General features: G+C 62.2%; 17 protein-coding genes. 8 read left to right on the top strand and 9 right to left on the bottom strand.

What is annotated here, in order from left to right; genetic code table 11:
• Nucleotides 1-3 precede the first annotated feature (3 nt).
• Both NCS58_RS28905 and NCS58_RS28900 read right to left on the bottom strand, forming a co-directional pair.
• Nucleotides 4-873, bottom strand: a complete 870-nt coding sequence (locus tag NCS58_RS28905) for a rhomboid family intramembrane serine protease (RefSeq protein WP_143756367.1) — start codon at nt 871-873, stop codon at nt 4-6.
• Between the two features lie 106 nt (nt 874-979).
• Nucleotides 980-1999 (bottom strand): alcohol dehydrogenase, encoded by a 1020-nt coding sequence (locus NCS58_RS28900; RefSeq protein ID WP_061119565.1) that lies wholly within the window; start codon nt 1997-1999, stop codon nt 980-982.
• A 328-nt stretch (nt 2000-2327) separates the two neighbouring features.
• Here NCS58_RS28900 and NCS58_RS28895 point away from each other — a divergent pair, with 328 nt between their 5' ends.
• The gene (locus NCS58_RS28895) at nt 2328-3728 is read left to right on the top strand and encodes an MFS transporter (protein WP_061119591.1); all 1401 of its coding nucleotides are present in this window, start codon (nt 2328-2330) and stop codon (nt 3726-3728) included.
• Nucleotides 3729-3763: 35 nt separating this feature from the next.
• Here the strand turns inward: NCS58_RS28895 and NCS58_RS28890 are convergent, their stop codons facing one another.
• The 5 genes from NCS58_RS28890 to NCS58_RS28870 form a co-directional block, all read right to left on the bottom strand.
• Entirely contained in the window at nt 3764-5095 is a 1332-nt protein-coding gene (locus NCS58_RS28890; protein ID WP_061119564.1) for an epoxide hydrolase family protein, read from the bottom strand.
• A gap of 480 nt (nt 5096-5575) precedes the next feature.
• On the bottom strand, nt 5576-6739 hold the full coding sequence (argE, locus tag NCS58_RS28885) for an acetylornithine deacetylase (protein WP_061119563.1): 1164 nt from the start codon (nt 6737-6739) through the stop codon (nt 5576-5578).
• The gene (locus tag NCS58_RS28880) at nt 6732-7409 is read right to left on the bottom strand and encodes a DUF1028 domain-containing protein (RefSeq protein ID WP_250538927.1); all 678 of its coding nucleotides are present in this window, start codon (nt 7407-7409) and stop codon (nt 6732-6734) included. Before NCS58_RS28880 ends, argE begins: the two co-directional genes overlap by 8 nt.
• A 19-nt stretch (nt 7410-7428) precedes the next feature.
• On the bottom strand, nt 7429-7866 hold the full coding sequence (locus NCS58_RS28875; protein WP_061119561.1) for a RidA family protein: 438 nt from the start codon (nt 7864-7866) through the stop codon (nt 7429-7431).
• Between the two features lie 31 nt (nt 7867-7897).
• Nucleotides 7898-9247: an NAD(P)/FAD-dependent oxidoreductase gene (locus NCS58_RS28870; RefSeq protein ID WP_061119560.1), complete on the bottom strand. Its 1350-nt coding sequence runs from the start codon at nt 9245-9247 to the stop codon at nt 7898-7900.
• A gap of 174 nt (nt 9248-9421) precedes the next feature.
• Between NCS58_RS28870 and NCS58_RS28865 the strand changes: the two genes are divergently transcribed.
• From NCS58_RS28865 to NCS58_RS28840, 6 genes are all read left to right on the top strand, one after another.
• Nucleotides 9422-10348 carry a LysR family transcriptional regulator gene (locus tag NCS58_RS28865; protein ID WP_061119559.1) on the top strand — a complete coding sequence of 309 codons (927 nt, stop codon included), beginning with the start codon at nt 9422-9424 and terminating at the stop codon, nt 10346-10348.
• A 174-nt stretch (nt 10349-10522) separates the two neighbouring features.
• Nucleotides 10523-11662, top strand: a complete 1140-nt coding sequence (locus NCS58_RS28860) for an SRPBCC family protein (RefSeq protein ID WP_061119590.1) — start codon at nt 10523-10525, stop codon at nt 11660-11662.
• A gap of 19 nt (nt 11663-11681) precedes the next feature.
• On the top strand, nt 11682-12863 hold the full coding sequence (locus tag NCS58_RS28855; RefSeq protein ID WP_250478083.1) for an ABC transporter ATP-binding protein: 1182 nt from the start codon (nt 11682-11684) through the stop codon (nt 12861-12863).
• Between the two features lies 1 nt (nt 12864).
• Nucleotides 12865-13911 (top strand): ABC transporter substrate-binding protein, encoded by a 1047-nt coding sequence (locus tag NCS58_RS28850; protein ID WP_061119557.1) that lies wholly within the window; start codon nt 12865-12867, stop codon nt 13909-13911.
• A gap of 24 nt (nt 13912-13935) precedes the next feature.
• The gene (locus NCS58_RS28845) at nt 13936-15189 is read left to right on the top strand and encodes an ABC transporter permease (RefSeq protein ID WP_061119556.1); all 1254 of its coding nucleotides are present in this window, start codon (nt 13936-13938) and stop codon (nt 15187-15189) included.
• A gap of 14 nt (nt 15190-15203) precedes the next feature.
• Entirely contained in the window at nt 15204-16031 is an 828-nt protein-coding gene (locus NCS58_RS28840; protein WP_061119555.1) for an ABC transporter permease, read from the top strand.
• Between the two features lie 108 nt (nt 16032-16139).
• On the opposite strand, the gene NCS58_RS28835 is transcribed toward NCS58_RS28840, so the two are convergent.
• Nucleotides 16140-16871 (bottom strand): Crp/Fnr family transcriptional regulator, encoded by a 732-nt coding sequence (locus tag NCS58_RS28835; RefSeq protein WP_061119554.1) that lies wholly within the window; start codon nt 16869-16871, stop codon nt 16140-16142.
• 785 nt (nt 16872-17656) lie between these two features.
• Between NCS58_RS28835 and NCS58_RS28830 the strand changes: the two genes are divergently transcribed.
• Nucleotides 17657-17983, top strand: coding sequence for a hypothetical protein (locus NCS58_RS28830; RefSeq protein WP_143756366.1), 327 nt, complete (start codon nt 17657-17659; stop codon nt 17981-17983).
• Between the two features lie 234 nt (nt 17984-18217).
• Here the strand turns inward: NCS58_RS28830 and NCS58_RS28825 are convergent.
• Nucleotides 18218-19419 (bottom strand): hemagglutinin repeat-containing protein (locus NCS58_RS28825; protein WP_250538926.1); only part of this gene is annotated, 1202 nt, incomplete at its 5' end.

The following is a 19419-nucleotide window of genomic DNA, read 5'->3' as shown; positions in this document are numbered from 1 at the left end:
GCGCTATTCCGTTTGCGTTGCGTTCTGCTCCATCATCGCCCTTTTCCACTCGAACAAGTCTTGCGTTCCCGCGTGTTGTGCGAAATAGAAAATCAATGCGGCAAACACTACGCCGATGACAGGCGGTGCACCGAGCCGCACCAACTTCGGGCCGCAAGCGAGCCATTGCAGCATGAGTCCAATCAGAAAGCCCGTGCACAAACCGCCGATGTGCGCTGCCTGATCGATTCCGGAGATTTGAAATCCGGAGAGCAGATTCAGAACGATCACCTGAAGAATCGCAACCGGCTTGATTTGAACGGGAGCCGTGCCCTCGTTACGCAGTGATGCGTGGAAATGCAAGGCGGCCGCCGCGCCGGCGAGTCCCATCAGTGCGCCCGACGCCCCTACGCTCACGACAGGATGAATCGCGGTCGTCGGAATGAACATGCCCATCGCGAACTGCATGGTCTGGGTTTCATGAAAGCCGTACCACGAGCTGCTCGCGAGACTTCCTCCCAGCGCGGACAGAAGATATACGACCCCGTAGCGCAATGATCCGATCGCGCGCTCGATTAAGGTTCCGAGCACGATCAGCATGTAGAGATTGAGGAGCAGATGCATCCAGCCGACATGCAGAAACGCGCTCGTCAACAGACGCCACGATTCTCCAGTCAATGTGAACGGAGCTAGGTTTCCGCCCCAATCCAGCAAGAGAGCCGATGAAGGCGCCGTGAAACCCGCGCGCGCCCATAGCGAAACAAATACGACAGCGTTTATTACAGCGAACAGGCAGGTGAGCCACATCCTGCTTATTGAATTCTTCATGTTGCCCAAAGAGTCGTATCGAACGTGCGAAGCGTAAGGGAACTTGCAAGGTTCCGGATTATCCACGCGATGTTCGAAAGAACGGCCCCTTGGCGCTAGTGTGCGAGCATTTATTACGATTCCGCTAATTATTCAGCCGTCCGGCCGCACGCGCCGAACGGCCTTCGCGCCCTCACCTCCCAGGCGTCAACACCACCCTGAACCGCGCCTTCCCGCTCATCATCCTTGCATACGCTTCCGCCGCACGCGACAACGGAAATTCCTCGATCATCGGCTTCACGCCCGACAACGCGCTGAACGCGAGCGTTTCCTGCGAATCGGCCGCCGTGCCGGACGGCCAGCCCTGCACCGAGTTGCGGCCCATGATGAACTGCGTGATCGGCACCTCGACCGGCTCCTCCGATATCCCGACCATGATCAGCTTGCCGTTCAGCCCCAGACCGCCGATGGCCGCGCTCATCGCCTTGCCGCTCGTGGCCGTCGCGAGAATCACGCGTGCGCCGCCGAGCGCCTTGAGCGCATCGGCCACGTTCTGCGATTCGCTGTCGATGTAATGATGTGCGCCGAGCTGCTTTGCGAGCGGCGCCTTGTCCTGGCCTCGCGCGATGGCGGCCGTGACGAAGCCCATCTTGCGCGCGAACTGCACGCCCAGATGGCCGAGCCCGCCGATACCGAGAATCGCGACCACGTCGCCCGCACGCGCGCCGCTGTTGCGCAGCGCATTGAAAGTGGTGATGCCCGCGCAAAGGAGCGGCGCGGCATCGACATCGGAGAGATCGTCGGGCATGCGCGCGAGCGCTTCCTGCGGCGCGACCATGTAGTCCGCATAGCCGCCGTCGTAGCTGATGCCCGGCACCAGCGCGCGCTGGCAGAGCACGAAGTCGCCGTGACGGCAGTGCTCGCAATGTCCGCAATGCCCGCCGTGCCAACCCACGCCGACACGCTGCCCGTTCTCCCATCCTTCCACGCCGGCACCGACCTTCTCGATCACGCCAGCGATCTCATGGCCCGGCACGCGCGGAAACTGAAGGCCGGGCCACAGGCCTTCCACGGTGAGCGAATCGCTGTGGCAGATCCCGCAGGCCTGCACCTTGATCAATACGTGTCCTTCAGGCGGCTCCGGCACGTCGCGCTCGACGACTTCCAGCGGACCGTTCGCTTTCGCTACCTGCACTGCCTGCATCGTTGGCATCGCTTGCTCCTTGTCATGGGAGAAACACGCGCGGCGCGGCTGGCGCGCCGCAGTCGGATGACACGGCCCGGCAAAAACGCAATCCCGACCGCATCGTCGAGGAACGTCGGAGATTGCGATTGTGACAGGTCTCGCGCCGACGCATCGGCCGCCCGGTCAGCCGACCGGAAGCACTCGGAAACAAAATCGAACATCGGACATCGTCGGCGCCGGTTACCATCGTCATTCAGGCCCGCCATTCGAAGCGGAAGTGGACCGGCCGCGGTGACGCCGCATTCAGGCGTCCCATCGCGAAACCGGAATCACGAGAATGACCTTCAAGGGTGTCATGTCAAAGAGCGAAGACGCAGTTGCGAACGATCAGGCAATCGATCCCACGAACCAGGCCGCCGGCGATTCCTACGACACTCAGGACGCGACCGGCGCGGAGCACGAAGCGCCCGGCGCCGTGCGCACCGGGCCGCTGTCCGAAGCCAAGCTCTTCGGCCGGCAGACGCCGCCCGCAGCCGCCGCGCCGCCGGACGCGCCGCCGCCCGTTCACGGCGCCGCCGGCAGCAGCTACCGGGCACTGGCCGGGCTGCTGTGCGGTTACGCGCTGCTCATCGTCGGCAACGGCCTCTTTCAGACGCTGATCCCGCTGCGCATTCTGCAATCGGGCTATCCGACCATCGTGATCGGCCTGATCCAGTCGTGCTACTACGCGGGATTCATCCTCGGGGCGGTGTTCAATCGCAGGCTCATCGACCGCATCGGGCAGCATCGGACGTTCGTCGCGTTCTCGGCGGCGGCTTCCATTCTCGCGCTCGCGTTCGGGGCCGCGCAGTCGCCGTGGACGCTCGGCGCAGTGCGTCTCCTGACCGGCTTCGCCTTCATGGGCCTCTATACGTCGATCGAAAGCTGGCTCAACGGCACGGTCGAAAACGAAAAGCGCGGCCAGGTGTTCGGCTCGTACGCGGCGATCAACTACCTCGCGGTCGGCACGGGGCAGTTCCTGTTGAACGTGGGCGCGGGTTCGGGCGGCCAGCAGTTCTCGATTGCCGCCGCGCTCTTCGCCGCCGCCGTGATGCCCGTGACCTTGCTGGAAGGCTGGCCCGTGAAAGTCGCGGACGAGCGACTGCATCGCGTGCCCGCGCGCACCTGGCGCGAAAGCGTGCGCGAGATGATGGCTGCGGCGCCGCTCGCGGTGCCGGGCTGCATCCTCGCGGGCTTCATCTACAGCAGCTTCTACGCGATGATGCCCGTCTATCTCGAACGCGCGGGCTTCTCGACGAGCGAACTCGCGACCTTCATGGGCGTCGCGCTGATCGGCGCACTCGTGCCGCAATGGCCGATGGGCCGCCTCTCCGACAAGGTCGATCGCCGCCGTCTCGTCTATTTCACGGCGTCGATATCCGCTGCCTTGAGCCTCGTGCTCTTCTGCTTCGATGTGCGCGTCATCACCTGGGTCGCGACGCTCGTCTACGTCGCCGTCACGTTCACGCAGTACGGGCTGATCGTGTCGCACGTGCAGGATCGCACGGAGGCGCATCATCGCGTCGCGATTTCGGCGCTGTTGCTCGTGCTGTTCTCGTTCGGGGGAATGACGGGCCCGGCGCTGGCGTCGGCGTTGATGACGATCGTCGGGCCGAGCGGGCTGTTTCTCTTCAACGCGTTGTCGTGTGCGCTGCTCGCGTTGAGCGCACGGCGTGCGCTCGGTATTCATCTGCGATCGGCGCAAGCGCAGGCGTGAGGTGCACGACGCCGTGAAGGCGCCGTGTGCATCGCTTACGCCGAACGCAGCGAACGGAAGCTCGCGCGAAGCTCGCCCGAAAACGCCTGCGGCTGTTCCCAGGCCGCGAAATGCCCGCCCTTCGGAAGACGGTTGTAGTGAATCAGCTTCGGATACGCCTTCTCCGTCCAGCTTTTCGGCGCGGCATAGATTTCGTCCGGAAACACGCTCACCGCTACAGGAATCGCCACGTGCTTCGGCGCGAAGAAGTTGAGCTTGTTCTCCCAATACAGCCGCGCCGATGAAACGCCCGTATTCGTGAACCAATAGAGCGAGATGTTATCGAGGATGTCGTCGCGCGAAAGTCCTTCGGCTTGACCGTCGAACACGCGCGCGATCAGCGCCTGGCTCGCCGCATCGTGATCGATCATCCACGCGGCGAGGCCGATCGGCGAATCTTCGATGCCATACAGCGTCTGCGGACGATTCGCCATTTCCTGCGCGTAGCCGAGGCCGTGCTTGTAGAAGAAATCGAGTTGATCGAACGCGTGGGCTTCGTCCACTGAGAGGCCCGCGGGCGCGGGATCCCCGAACTTCAGCGCATGCGCGATATCGTCGGGCACCGTGGCCGGCATGTTGGTGTGAATGCCGACGAGTTCCGGCGGCGCGGTGAGCGCCATCTGTTCGGTCACCGCGTTGCCCCAATCGCCACCTTGCGCGACATAGCGGGTGTAGCCGAGACGCTTCATCAACGCGATCCACGCGCGTGCGATGCGTTGCGGGTCCCAGCCGGTCGTCGCCGGCTTGCCGGAGAAACCGTAGCCGGGCAGCGACGGAATCACCACGTCGAATGCGTCGGATGCGCTGCCGCCGTGCGCCGTCGGATTGGTCAGCGGATCGACGATCTTCAGTTGCTCGATGACCGATCCGGGCCAGCCGTGCGTGACGATGACCGGCAACGCATTCGCATGCTTCGAGCGAACGTGGATGAAGTGAATATCGAGACCGTCGATCTCGGTGACGAAATTCGGCAGCGCGTTCAGCCGCGCTTCGACCTTGCGCCAGTCGTAATCCGTCGCCCAGTGGCGCGCCAGCTTTTGCATCGTCGCGAGTTGCACGCCTTGCGATGCATCGGTGACGGTTTCGCGTTCCGGCCATCGCGTGGACTTGACGCGCCGCTTCAGGTCGGCGAGCTGCGCGTCCGGCACATGCGCGCGCAGCGGGCGAATCGCGGTCTTGTCGCTGCCCTGCACTTGCACGATTTCAGCACTGCCCGTGGCCGGCTCGGCGAATGCGAGGCGGCTCAATGCGCCCGCGGCGAGCGTTGCCGCCGCCATGCCGATGAAGTGACGGCGCGACGGCGTTTCGAGAGAGATATCGTTCGACATATAAACCTCCTGGATACTTGAGCGAGGAGGAGCGATGCGTGCCGCAACGAATCTCTGTCACTGAAGCCTTGCGCGAGCTTCCGATCGTCACCGCCTCGATGCGCCGCGAAGGGTTTTCGCAGCAGGTGACGCGATTATGTGCATATGCACATGAGGCGTAAACGCAGGCGGACGTACAACACTTTTGTCGGGCAGGAAAAAGTCCCGCCCGAACGGCAACCGTTCGTTACCGCGCCGCACTGGAGGTCATCTGCGCATCGTTTTTGCCTGCGCCGTTAAACCGTATCCCGCGACGCGAGCCAGTAATAAACCGGCGACGTCAGGAGCAACCCGGCGACCCACGACAGATCCGCGCCATCGAGATATTTCGGCACAATGCCGTTCATGAATACGCCGATGTACACGGGCCGGAGATGCGCGCGGCAAAGCGATGCCCTGACGCTCAGGGCGTCGGGATCGCTTCAAGCGCGTGGTGAGTAATCAGGCTGTGGTCGCGAGATGGTCCGCGAGCCGTATCAGCATCGCGTCGCAACCGCGGAGTTGTTCGACCGTCACGAACTCATCGGGCTTGTGTCCCTGATCCATGCTTCCGGGACCGCATACGACCGTCGGAATGCCGGCGTGATCGAAGAGCCCGCCTTCCGTGCCGAAAGCCACCGTGCCGAATGCCGACGACCCGCTGAGCAGCGCGAGCAGACGCGCCGCTTCGCTATCGGGAGGCGTCGCCAGTCCGGGATAGGCGGAAAGCGGTTCGAGGCGGATGTCGGTGTCGGACTTCACGGCGCGCATCTTCGGCAGCAGTTCGGCTTGCGCGTAGGCTTGCAAGTCGTCGGCGACCGTATTCGCGTCGAAGCCCGGCAGCGCGCGCACTTCGAAGTCGAACTCGCATTCCGCCGGCACGATGTTGAGCGCGCGGCCGCCCTTGATCGTGCCCGTCTGCACGGTGGAATACGGAGGATCGAAACGCGCGTCGTGACGTTCGGGCTGCGCCAGCTTCTCGCCGATCTCTTCCAGACGATTGATCAGGCGCGCCGCATACTGAATCGCGTTGACGCCATACGGTGCATACGCGGAATGACACGGCGCTCCCTTCACCTGACAGCGCATCGCGAGCTTGCCCTTGTGTCCGAGCACAGGCTTGAGCGACGTCGGCTCACCGATCAGACACAGCACGGGCTTGTGCGCGCGTTGCTCCAGTTGCGCCAGCATCGGCCGCACGCCGAGGCATCCGACTTCCTCGTCGTAGGAGAAGGCGAGATGCACGGGCAAGCTGAGATCGCGCTTCGTGAACACCGGCACCGCGGCCAGCACCGACGCGAGAAAGCCCTTCATATCCGCTGCGCCGCGGCCATACAGCCGTCCATCTTTTTCCGTGAGGCGGAATGCATCGACGGTCCACGGCTGGCCATCGACCGGGACGACGTCGGTATGACCGGACAGCACGATGCCGCCGCGATCGCGCGGTCCGATCGTCGCAAACAGATTGGCCTTCGTGCGCTTTGCGTTGTAGAACAACTCGCTTTCGACGTCATGCGCCGCGAGGTAATCACGAATGAATTCGATCAACTCGAGATTCGAATCGCGGCTCACCGTCGCGAAGCCGATTAGCCGTTCGAGCAGATCGCGGCTCGTCGCTTCACTCATCGCCCGGCACTCCGTAGCTCGGCGCGGCGGTCGGATTCAATGCGCGGGTCACGTAGTCCTGCATCTGCGGCCTGTACGCCTGCCAGAGACCATCGAGCTTGCCGATGGGATCGTCATCCGCCCAGTCGACACGCAGATCGACGAGCGGCCAGCTCTGCTTGCCCGCAATCTTCAGCGCCGCCGAATGCACGGGTCCCACTTCGCCGCCCGCTGCAATCGCGGCCTGCATCGCCGCGAGAAGGCGATCCGCGAGATGGCCGGATGCGTTCTCGAATGAGGGAATCAGCGCTTCGATCACATGAATGCCCGCGAGCATGTTGCCTGCCGCGACGCATTGCCTGCCCGCGACCGCGTGATACGTGCCGAGCGCCTGCTTGCCGCTGAAGAACGCGGTGCGGCCTTGCGCATCGACCACCGTCACCTGCCGATACTCGCTCCATTCATTCGCAGCCAGCGCGCGGTCCAGCGCCGCGGCGGGATCGAGCTTCGCGCTTTCCATGTGATCGAGAATCTGCGAGCCGAGCGCGGGCAGCGTGACGTTCTGCGTCGCGACAGCACCGACGCCCGCACGCACCCAGGGACAACGCGCGCCCACCGCGATGCTCGATGAACTGATCGCGATGCCGAGCTGCCCCGTCTTTTCACATCGTCCGACGATAGAAAAAGTCATGTGCCCTCCTTTACGTCGTTCAGGCCTGAGGCGGCGTCCAGCCATCGGGAATGACGGCGATCACGTCGATCTCCATCAACCATTCGGGCTGACCGAGCGCCACGACGGTGAGGCCCGTCGAGATGGGAAACACGCCTTTCAGCCACTTGCCGACTTCGCGATACACCGGCTCGCGATAGCGCACATCCGTGAGATAGGTCGTCGTCTTGACGATGTGCGAGAGATCGCTGCCCGCCTCTTCGAGCAACTGCTTCACGTTTTTCATCGCCTGCTCGGCCTGCGCGCGCGGGTCGCCGAGACCGATGAGATTGCCGTCGAAGTCCGTGCCGATCTGACCGCGCACATAGACGGTATTGCCCGCGCGCACGGCCTGGCAAAGATCGTTGTCGAGCGACTGATTCGGGTACGTATCCTTCGTGTTGAACATGCGGATACGGGTATGCGTAGGTTGGCTCATCGAATGCACCTTGATACGGGATTGTTTGAAATCAGTTGACGCCCATCTCGCTGACCTTGTGGACGCGCGACGCATCGGGTGCGCCCTCCACGCTTTCGACGCGCTGCTCGTCTGCGTGATGTTGCGGCGCGTCGTAATACGCGAGGTATTTGCGCTGCGTGACGATGTGATCGGCGATATGTTTCGCGTCGTGCCACACGCCCCAGATGAACGCCGAGCCGCGGCGCGACAGCCACGGCAAGCCGAGAAAATAGATGCCCGGTTCCTTGGCGACACCGCGCTGATGTTTCGGCTTGCCCTTGTCGTCGAAGGCATCGACTTGCAGCCAGGTGAAATCGACGGCATAGCCCGTCGCCCAGATGATGGAGTTCACACCTTCCTTCGCCAGATCGAGTTCGAGAAGCGGATGCGTCATGCATTCCGGATCGGCGGGAATGATTCGGGCTTCCGGCTCTTCGGGAAGATCGAGGCCGTTGCGCCGTGCATAGGCATCGGCGGCGTCGAGCAGCGACAGATAGTTTTCGTCGCCACGACGGATGTTGTCCGCGAGATCGGCTTCGAACGTGACGCGGGTATCGTCGAACGATTTCGTCAGGCCGACGAGCGTGATGCCCTGATGCGCGAGACGCCTGAAATCCACCGTATGTCCGCCGCGCGCGCCGCTCACCGCGATCGTCACGTGCTCGCGGCCGGGCTTCATCACTTCCGCGTCCCATTCGCCGAGCACGCCGAGCCACCAGCAGAAGTCGCGTCCGCGATATCCGCGCGGCGGGCGGTCGTGCGCGCCGACCGACAGATACACGCGGCGGCCCGCGCGCTGAAGTTCATCGGCAATCTGCACGCCCGACGATCCCGCGCCCACGACCAGCACGCCGCCTTCCGGCAATTGCTGCGGATTGCGATAGTCGGCGGAATGAATCTGCATGAGCGCGGCGCTCTTCGGCGCGATGGGCGGTATCACGGGACGCTGGAACGGGCCCGTTGCAACGACGACGCGATTCGCCTCGATGATTCCTTCAGATGTATCGACGGTAAAGCCGGGCCGCCCCGCATTGCGCACGACCTTCTTCACTTCGACGCCGGTACGAATAGGCGCATCGAATTTTTTCGCGTACTGGACGAAGTAGTCCGCGACCTGTTCCTTCGATGCAAAGCCGTCGGGGTCGAAATCGGCGAACTCCATATTAGGGAAACGATCGTGCCATGCAGGGCCATTGGCGACGAGGGAATCCCACCGGCCCGTGCGCCAGCGCTCGGCGATACGGTCGCGTTCCAGCACGAGATGCGGCACGCCGAGCTTGCTCAGATGTTCGCTCATCGCGACACCAGCTTGTCCCGCGCCGACCACCAGCGTGTCGATTGACTTCATTTCCACTGTCATGGCTATGTCCTTCTGAAAGGCCGTTGTATCCGTGATGTCTCGTGAAAATCTACGCGCCCCGCCAGAATCTGAAAAATATATTTAAAAAATGCCTAGCATCGGATTTGGCTATGCAATGATTTTTGAGCGTTTCACAATGCCGCCCATCGAAGCATGATCTCTGGAGCATCGTCGATGGACATCCATCCCTTGCGCTACTCGCTGCGGCAGCTACGTTATTTCGTCGTCACGGCGGAAGCGTTGTCCTTCACCGCCGCCGCGAAAAGACTGCATATCTCGCAGCCGTCGATTTCGACCGCGCTCGCCGATCTCGAAGAGTCGTTCGGCGTGCAACTATTCATCCGCCGTCACGCGAGCGGCCTGTCGCTCACGCAAGCAGGCCGCGATTTGCTCGGGCAAGCGCGCAATTTGCTGAAGATCGCGGAAGAACTGCAAATGGCCGCGAAGGAAATGGATGGCGGCATGACAGGCTCAATCGCGCTCGGTTGCCTCGTGTCGCTCGCGCCGCCGCTCATGCCGGGTCTCATCAGCCGCTTCACGGCCGGGCACACGGGCATTTCGTTTCGCACGGTAGAAGCCCATCAGGACGGCTTGTTGCGCGGCCTGCACGACGGCTCGCTCGATATTGCGCTGACCTATAGCCTGGACCTCACCGAAGACATCGCCTTCACGCCGCTGATTTCCTTGCCGCCGTATGTGATCCTCCCTAAGACGCATCGACTTGCGCGCGCACGCAAGGTATCGCTCGCCGACTTGCTGCCGGAGCCTTACGTGATGCTCGATCTGCCGCACAGCCGCGAGTATTTCGCGGCGCTCTTCGATGCGGTCGGCAGCCGCCCCGTGCCCGCGTTTCGTTCATCGCAGCCGGAAGTCGTGCGCGGCATGGTGGCGAACGGCCTCGGCTATAGCATCCTCAATTTCCCGCTCAAGTCGAATCGCACGGTGGACGGCGAAGACTTCGTGATTAAACGCTTCAAGGACAACGTCAACGCGACGACGCTCGGCATCGCGCAATCGCGCACGATGCGCCCGCGCCAGGTCGTGCATCGCTTTTCGTCCTTCTGCGAGACTTATATACGGCGGCTGCATATCGATACATGATGCGCGCTATCGGATAGAGAAGTTATCCGCGCTGCATAGGTAAAAGCTTTGCTTTGTATCCGAAAACAATATTTTGGCTGGCAATTTGGCTTGATAGATTGATGTCCATGCCGGGCGCAACGCCTTGAAACCTCGCGTTGACGCGCTTCCACGGGGAGGAACATGGAGAGCCTCATGACAAGGACCATCGCGGTGCAAACGGTCATCGACGAATTGCGGTCGAATTGCGCACGATCATTCAGCGATGCGCGCGCCATGCCGCCCGGCGTCTATACATCGCCCGAGTTTCTGTCCCTCGAAGAGCACGACATCTTTGCGCGCGAATGGCAGTGTGTCGGCCGTGCAAGCGCGCTGAAAGAGCCTGGCGACTATCTGACGGCGCAACTCGGCGCACAACCGATCGTCGTGTTGCGCGACGAGCAGATGCAGCTCAAGGCGATGTCGAATGTGTGTCTGCATCGCATGTCGGTGCTGCTGGAAGGGCGCGGCAACAAGCGCCGTATCGTGTGTCCGTATCACGCATGGAGCTATGGGCTCGACGGCGAATTGAAAGGCGCGCCGCTCATGGACCGGCAAGAAGGCTTCTGCAAGGAAAGCTATAAATTACCCGCTGTGCGCTGCGAACAATGGCAGGGCTGGATCTATGTGACGCTCAATGAAAGTGCGCCGCCCGTTCAGCAGCAACTGGCCGAATTGAGCGAACTCATCGGCGCGTACGGGATGACGGACTACATCGAAACTTTCTATGAAGAGCACGTGTGGGATACCAACTGGAAGATCCTCGCGGAGAATTTCATGGAAAGCTATCACCTGCCGATGCTGCATCGCGCAACCGTGGGGCCGCATTCGAGGCTCGAAGAGATGGAGTGCCCGCCCGGCTATCCCGCGTTCAACTATCACTGGATCACGAAGGAAGCGAGCTTGCCGATCGGCAATGCGCATCCTGACAACACGCGGTTATCCGGTCACTGGCGCAAGACGACCGCGCTGCTCGCGATCTACCCGGCGCATCTCGTTACGCTCACGCCCGGCTACTTCTGGTATCTCGTGCTGCAGCCGCGCGGCGTCGGGCAAGTGCATATCCGCTTCGGCGGCGGGCTCGCGCCCGAGTTCATTGCCGATCCGGAAGCGAATGCGCATATGACGACGTTGAAGAAGCTGCTCGATGAGGTGAACGCGGAAGACAGGCGCGGCGTGGAAGCCGTGTTTCGCGGCGTGCATGCGCCGCTCGCGAAGCCCGGCAACCTGAGCCATCTCGAACGGCCCAACTACGACTTCGCACGCTACATCGCGGCGAAGCTCGCACAGCACTGAAAGACAGGACGCGATCACGATGTCAGACCCTTCCTTCATTTCCTTCTCGGGCGTGAGCAAATCGTACGACGGCGCGAACTACGTCGTGGAGGACCTGAACCTCGACGTGCGCAAGGGAGAGTTTCTTTCGCTGCTCGGTCCGTCCGGCTCGGGCAAGACGACCACGCTCATGATGCTCGCCGGCTTCGAGACGCCGACGCAAGGCGAGATCCGCCTCGATGGCAGGCGTCTGGACGACAAGCCGCCGCATCAGCGCGACATCGGCATGGTGTTTCAGAACTACGCGCTCTTTCCGCATCTGACGATTGCGGAGAACGTCGCGTTTCCGCTTTCCGTGCGTCGCGTGAGCCGCGCCGAGCAGAAGACGCGCGTCCGGCGCGCGCTGGAGATGATCGAGCTGCCGCATCTCGCGAACCGGCGTCCCTCCCAGCTTTCCGGCGGGCAGCAGCAGCGCGTCGCGCTTGCACGCGCACTCGTGTTCGAGCCGAGCGTCGTGCTGATGGACGAGCCGCTCGGCGCACTCGACAAGCGCCTGCGCGAAACGATGCAATACGAAATCATGCGCCTGCATCGCGAGCTTTCGCTGACGATCGTCTACGTGACGCACGATCAGGCCGAAGCGCTGACGATGTCCGACCGTGTCGCCGTCTTCTCCGATGGCCGCATTCAGCAGGCCGCCACGCCGAGCGAACTCTACGAGAACGCGCAGAACGCGTTCGTCGCAAACTTCGTCGGCGAGAACAACGGGCTCACGGGGCGCGTGACCGGTGTGAACGACGAATGGGCGACGCTTGCGCTGTCGGATGGCAGCGTCATTCGCGGACGCTGCGAACACGGCCTGCGCGCCGGCGACGAAGCGATGCTCGCGCTGCGTCCCGAACGCGCGCATATTCCGGGGACGGAAGGCGCGCAGCCCGACGAGCACAGCAACGTGGTGCGCGCCTGCGTCGAGGAACTCGTGTATTGCGGCGATCATCATCGCGTGCATCTGAAGCTCGGCTCGCGCGATTCCATCGTCGTCAAAGTACCCAACACGCAGCGCCATGCGTTGCCGTCCGCCGGCAGCACGATCGACATTGCATGGCGTCACGACGACTGCAAGATTCTCGCGATGATGGCGCAAAAGAGCGCACCCGCGATAGCCCCGACCACACCGCCCTCACCTTCCCTCATCTCGACCGCACCCGCAGGAGCCAACTGACATGCGCACTCACATCAAAGCACAATGCGCCGCACTCGCAGTATTTGCGTTTGCAACTATCCCGACACACGCAGCGGAGACGCTCTCTGTCGTGACTTTCGGCGGCGCATTCGAAGCCGCGGCAAAGAAGGCCTGGTTCGAACCGTTCACACAGGCAACGGGCGTGAACTTCTCGACCGAATCGTACGACGGCGGCTTAGCCAAGCTCTCCGCGATGGAGCAGGCGAAGAACACGACATGGGATTTGATCGATCTTGAAACCAACGACGCGATCACCGCTTGCGATGAAGGCCTGCTGCAGAAGTTCGACAAGAAGTCACTCGGCAAGACGAGCGATTTCATCCCCGGCTCGATTAGTGATTGCGCGGTCGCGAGCATGGTCTGGTCCACCGTCTATGCCTACGACACGAGCAAGCTGAAGACCGCGCCGACCACTGTCAACGATTTCTTCGACTTGCAGAAATTTCCCGGCAAGCGCGGCTTGCGCAAGTCGCCGAAGGTGTCGATGGAGTGGGCGTTGATCGCGGACGGCGTCGAGCCGAAGGACGTGTACAAGGTGCTCGGCACGCCCGCCGGCGTCGATCGCGCCTTCAAGAAGCTCGACACGATCAAGAAGAATATCGTGTGGTGGGAGTCGGGCGCGCAGGCGCCGCAGCTGCTCGCCGATGGCGCGGTCGTGATGGTGCAGGCCTATAACGGCCGCATCGACGATGCCGCGAAGAAGGACAACAAGCCGTTCAAGGCGGTCTGGGATGCGCAGGTCTACGACTTCGAATGGTGGGCCATTCCGACTGGCGCGAAACACGCCGACACGGCCGCCAAGTTCATCGTGTCGCAAGCGCAGCCGAAGGCATCCGCGGATCTGTCGAAGTACATCGCGTATGCGCCGCCGCGCAAGGATGCGGTTGCGCTCGTCGATAAACAGCGTCTTGCCGACATGCCGACCGCGCCGGACAACTTCAAGCGCGCCGTGCAGATCAACGCGAATTTCTGGGCAGATAACGCGGACCAGATCAACAAGCGCTTTCAGGTGTGGCTGACGCAGTAACGCGTTCGACGACTCGAGGACCTCATGCCTGCATCGATTCACGCGCCCGCCACCGGTTCTCCGACGAGAGCCGATGGCCGTGCTTCGTATCAAAGAGCGCGCCGCCGCGCATCGGTGCAGGCGTTGATGCTTGCATTGCCGTTGATCGTGTTTCTGCTGTCGACGTTCATCGCACCGATCGCGCTGCTGCTTGCGCGCAGTGTCGAGAACAAGGAAGTGCCGGGCAGCATGCCCACGCTCACGCGCGCGCTCAATGCGTGGGACGGACGCGGCGTGCCCGATGAACATACATTCGCGCTGCTCGCCGCCGGGCTCAGGGATGCGCAGCAGAGCGGGCAGCTCGGCACCGTCGCCCGCAGGCTGAATTTCGCGCAGCCCGAATTTCGCAGCCTGTTGATGCGCACCGCGCGCAGCGTCCGCGACGAGACACCGCCTGCATGGAAGCCGGCGCTGATCGAGATGGACGAACGCTGGAATTCGCCTGAAATCTGGCGTCTTTTGAAGCGCGCAGCGACCTCGCCGACGCCGGACTATCTGCTCGCCGCCGTCGATGCGCAAGTGACGCCGCAAGGCAACGTCGCATTCGTGCCGGATAACTCGTCGGTGTATCGACAGGCGTTCCTTCGCACGATATCGATCAGCGCGTCCGTCACGCTGTTGTGCCTCGTGCTCGGTTATCCCGTCGCATGGCTGCTCGCCAATCTGCCCGCGCAGAGCAGCAATCGGCTGATGCTTTTCGTGATCGTGCCGTTCTGGACGTCGCTGCTCGTGCGCACGACGGCGTGGTATGTGCTGCTGCAACCGGGCGGCGTCATCAACGGTCTGTTGATGGGGCTCGGCCTTGCGACGCATCCGGTGCCGCTCATCTTCAATCGCACGGGTGTGTTGATCGGCATGACGCACGTCCTTTTGCCATACATGATTCTCGCGATCTATTCGGTGATGAAAGGCGTATCGCCCGTATACGTGCGCGCGGCGCAATCGCTCGGCGCGCATCCGTTCACCGCCTTCGTGCGCGTCTATATTCCGCAGACGCTGCCGGGCGTCGGCGCGGGCTGCTTTCTCGTCTTCGTGCTTGCGCTCGGTTACTACATCACGCCCGCGCTGCTCGGCGGCGCAGGCGATGAAATGATCAGTCAGCTCATCGCGCTGCAAACGAACACGCAGCTCAACTGGGGGCTTGCGGGCGCGCTATCGGCGTATCTCGTGATCTTCACGGCGATCTTCTATTTCCTGTTCAACCGCATCGTCGGCATCGACCGGTTGCGATTCGGTTGAGGAGTCCTCCTTCCATGAAAGAGCAACGCAACAAGGTATTGACCGAACGCATCGCATCGCGCTGGGTGCGCGTGCATACCGCAATCGTGCTGTTCTTTCTCGTCGCGCCGATTCTCGCGATCATTCCGCTCTCGTTCAATTCAGGATCGTATTTCTCGTATCCGTTGCAGGGTTTTTCGCTGCGCTGGTACGAACAGGCGCTGACGAGCCCCGACTGGCAGCGCTCGTTATTGAACAGCATCGGCATCGGCGCGGCATCGACGTTGATCGCCACGTGTCTCGGCACGCTCGCGGCGCTCGGTCTCTCGCGTTCGCAGTTTCCGCTGCGCTCGGTGATCATGCCGATCATCATCTCGCCGATGATCGTGCCGATCGTCGTCGTCGCGGCGGGTTTCTATCTGATCTTCGCGCCGCTCGGGCTCGTGAACTCGTATCCCGGCGTGATTCTCGCGCACGCGGCGCTCGGCACGCCGTTCGTCGTGATCACGGTGACGGCTTCGTTGTTGTCGTTCGATCAGAGTCTGCTGCGCGCGGCATCCGGCCTCGGCGCGACGCCCTGGACGGCGTTCCGGCGGGTGACCTTGCCACTCATCACGCCTGCGGTCGCCACGGGCAGCGTGTTCGCTTTCGCGACCTCATTCGATGAAGTGATCGTGATCCTGTTCATCGGCGGGCCGGATCAGCGCACCGTGCCGCGTCAGATGTGGAGCGGTATCCGCGATTCGATCGATCCTTCGATTCTCGCGGTTGCGACGATGCTGATTGTGTTTGCTGTGCTGCTTTTTGCGAGCATCAACTGGTTGCGGGGGCGGGCGGCTGCGGCCAGCCGTGCCCTCGTTTGAATGCTTTCTTTTTTCGCCGGATCCCGGTTCTTGTTGGTCTATTGGCACTGCCCCTGTGCGGCGCAACGCTGATAAACCAACATCAATACGGAATCCGGCGAAAATCGCTCAAACCGTCGCTTCCACCTGCCGACGCGGCAGCATCCGATCGAACTCGCGCTTAACGATGCCGTAGCATTCACACGCGCGCTCTTCCAGCTCTGCGCGATCCAGGATCTTGATGCAGCCGCGGCTATGATGAATCACGCCCGCGTCATGCAGCTTGCCTGCGGCTTCGGTCACGCCTTCACGGCGCACGCCGAGCATGTCCGCGATCATCTGCTGGGTGACACGCAGTTGATCCGACGGCGTGCGATCCGTCTGGATCAGCAGCCAGCGGCACAGTTGCTTCGACAGCGAGTGATGGCGGTTGCATGCGGCCGTCTGCGCGACTTGCGTGAGAAGAGCTTGCATGTACAGCAACATCACGCGGCGCAGAAAGTCCGAGCGACCGAAGTGCTCGCGCAGCGCGCCCGCACTCATGCGATACGCGAATCCCGCGCATTGCACCTGGACGCGCGTGGGCATGGTGTCGCCGCCCGTGAGCACCGGAACGCCGGACATCCCTTCACGACCGACCGCCGCGACTTCGACGGAGCCGCCGTCTTCCATCGTATGCAGCAGCGAAATAATCGCCGTGGTCGGGAAATAGACGTGGTGAATGCGCTGACCGGAATCGCACAGCAACTGCTCGGTGCGCAACTGGACAAGTTCGAGATGCGGCGCAATGGCTTGCCATTCCTGTGCCGGAAGCGCGCCCAACAGATGATTGCCGTGCAGATCGGATTGGAGAGTCAACATTTTTTTTAGTCTCGTGCGTGTGCGCCTGGCGCTTTTGATTTCTTCTGGCTCGCAACAGGATTCGCGTATGCATCTGTCGGCGTACATCGAACCCTGTTGCGACCAGCCCCGTAGCACGAATTCACCGCTCTTATCTGTTGTTGAAGGATCGCGGTGACCTTCGTGCGTGGTCATACATTAGCGAGAGGTGTGCCAGCGCACGCCAATCCTTATACCAGTTGGGGTTTGCGCGAGTCCGCACGCAGCGCGCGGCGGCGCGTGCTCGACTACGAACAAAATTGATTCAAACATGAAAGGCGACCTTCATACGGATCGAACGCGACATCGCGCCCACGCCAAACGTTTTCGTCTGGCGAATGCCTTGTCGGGTGGGGCGCCGGGCGAGGGGTCCGTCATCAAAACGTTGCTGATTGCGGGCCCCGAAGCCTTGTCACAGCGGAAATGGTGCGCGCTCGCAAAATGTTGCAAACGTGGTTAACGGCTTCGGATGCGCCTTTTGAAGATCAGGCGTTGCGCTGGCGTCAGGCCTTATTGCACGGGGCTCCGCGCGCTACGTGCGCGTCGTCGAGCCGAGGCTCGCGTTATGGAGGGCGGTTTAGCGTCGGCGCGAAAAACGTTGCATTGCTTATACCTAAGGGGAATGCCGACTCCACAGAGGCTTAAAAATATCAGAGCGGGTTCCGCGCCGGGTCAGCGTATCTCGTTCGACAATCGCCTGACCAAGGCGGGTTCGTATTCCTTCTCGCGCTGCGGCACCGCACGCGCGACCAAAGATTGTCGAGGATGTGGGTCTCGACGAAGGCACCGGCGTTCGCCGCATAGCCGCTCATGATGATGTGTCGGCTCACAGCGCGACAGCCAATTGCAGAACGAGCCTGTCGGGCACGCCGTTGAAACAGGCATGGCGCAAAGAATCGATCTTCGCGATCGATCGAAATAGTTTTTCCTTTTCGTCCGCTAACTCACTCGGCCTGCAGATATTCGATCAACGGCATTCGTTAAGGCAATCGCTCGGCTGCAAGTTCGGAGCGAGCCGCGATGGCCGCCTTGAACGCGGCGCGTCGCTCCAGGGCACATATCGGCGGGCAGAAGTAGGGAAGAAACACGTTTGAAGAAGCGCGGGCCGCATGGGCGGCAACCCATACGACCCGCTGACCACAACCAACTCATCTGAGGAGTTGACTATGGCTGACGCCAATCTTAAAGCATCAACCGCTCTTGCCGAGCGACACATCAAGAGAAACGGCCGTTCGCGCTCGGCCTGTTGGATCCACGGATAAAGGGGCGCAGGAGTCTTGCGCGGCCGGTAAGCGTGAGAGTGCAAGTCGAACACGGAAGACTCGTCATCACGCCCGCTTGAACCACTCCCACAAACAACAAACCCAGCTCGAAGCAGGGTTTGTTGTTCTGACGCCCCAACCCTGCGTCCCGTACGACACGCCCACGCTCGAACTGCTCGACTCGTTCGTGCTGCGCGTCGAATCCGTGTCCGTCGTGTTGACCAGGTTGACCTGATTCTTCGCCGCGAGCACCACATCGGTTGCGTTGACATTCGAGCCCGCGATCGTCACGTTGCCGCTGCCAGGCGTGTCGCTGCCCGTCGCCGCGAACATTGCCGTACCGCCTGCCTGCACGTTCGAGCCGCGCTGCGTCGTCGTGTCTTCGGTGAACGTGTCCTTGCTGTGGCTGCTGCCAAAGCTCAGTTCGACCTTGACGTCCGGCTTGCCGCTTGCCATCGATTCACCGGCCGCCGCGAGGCTCCCCGCCGCCGCAATCGAATGAAGCGTCGAGGCGCGGGAATCCTCGCTCTTGCCCGACGCGTCCGCCTGATCCGCCGCCGACTGGATCATGTCGACCAGACCGCCCTTGACGCCGAGCGAGACACCGCTTTGCTTCGTCTCATGCGTCTCGTCGTGATGCGACGTGTCGGTCGCCGCATCGATCGTCACGTTCGCGCCCGTACCGATCATGTCCTTCGCCGCGATCAGATCGCTTCCCGTGACGTGCAGGTCATTGCCGGCCGACAGATGCACACTGCCATCCGTGCTACCGATCAGGCTCGCGTTGTTCCTCACCGACGCGTCGTTGCTCGTGTCCTTCTGGTCGTGCGTGCCGTACGAAATGGCCGTACCCGATGCGCCCATGCCGGTCTTCGTTTCCTGATGGAACGATGACGACTGGCTCTTATCCTGCGTCGTGTCGATCGTCAGATCATGGCCGGCGCTCAGCGCCACATCGTTCGTCGCCGCGACCGTCGAACCGCTGATGGTCATGTCACGACCGGCCACGCCCATGACCGTATCGCCCGAGATCGTCGAGCCGTTCGCATACACCGCGTGCGCGTTCGCCGTGTCGGTCGTTTCAGTGTTCGCAAGGAAGCCCGAACTGTTCTGATGCGACCAGCTCTGCGAATCATGCGTTTCGCTCACGCTGCCGATGTTGATGTCGCCCGTCGAAACAAGCGCGATGCGGCCCTTGTCCGCCGTCACGTTCGAGCCGAGCACGGACAGATTGCCGCCGCCGTTCTGACCGGCCGCCAGCGTTACGC

The sequence above is a fragment of the Caballeronia sp. INML3B genome (assembly GCF_023631305.1).
In the GTDB taxonomy this organism is placed as follows: domain Bacteria; phylum Pseudomonadota; class Gammaproteobacteria; order Burkholderiales; family Burkholderiaceae; genus Caballeronia; species Caballeronia turbans.
The sequence above is the reverse complement of the archived record's forward strand: the minus strand, read 5'-3'. Positions and strand labels throughout refer to the sequence as shown.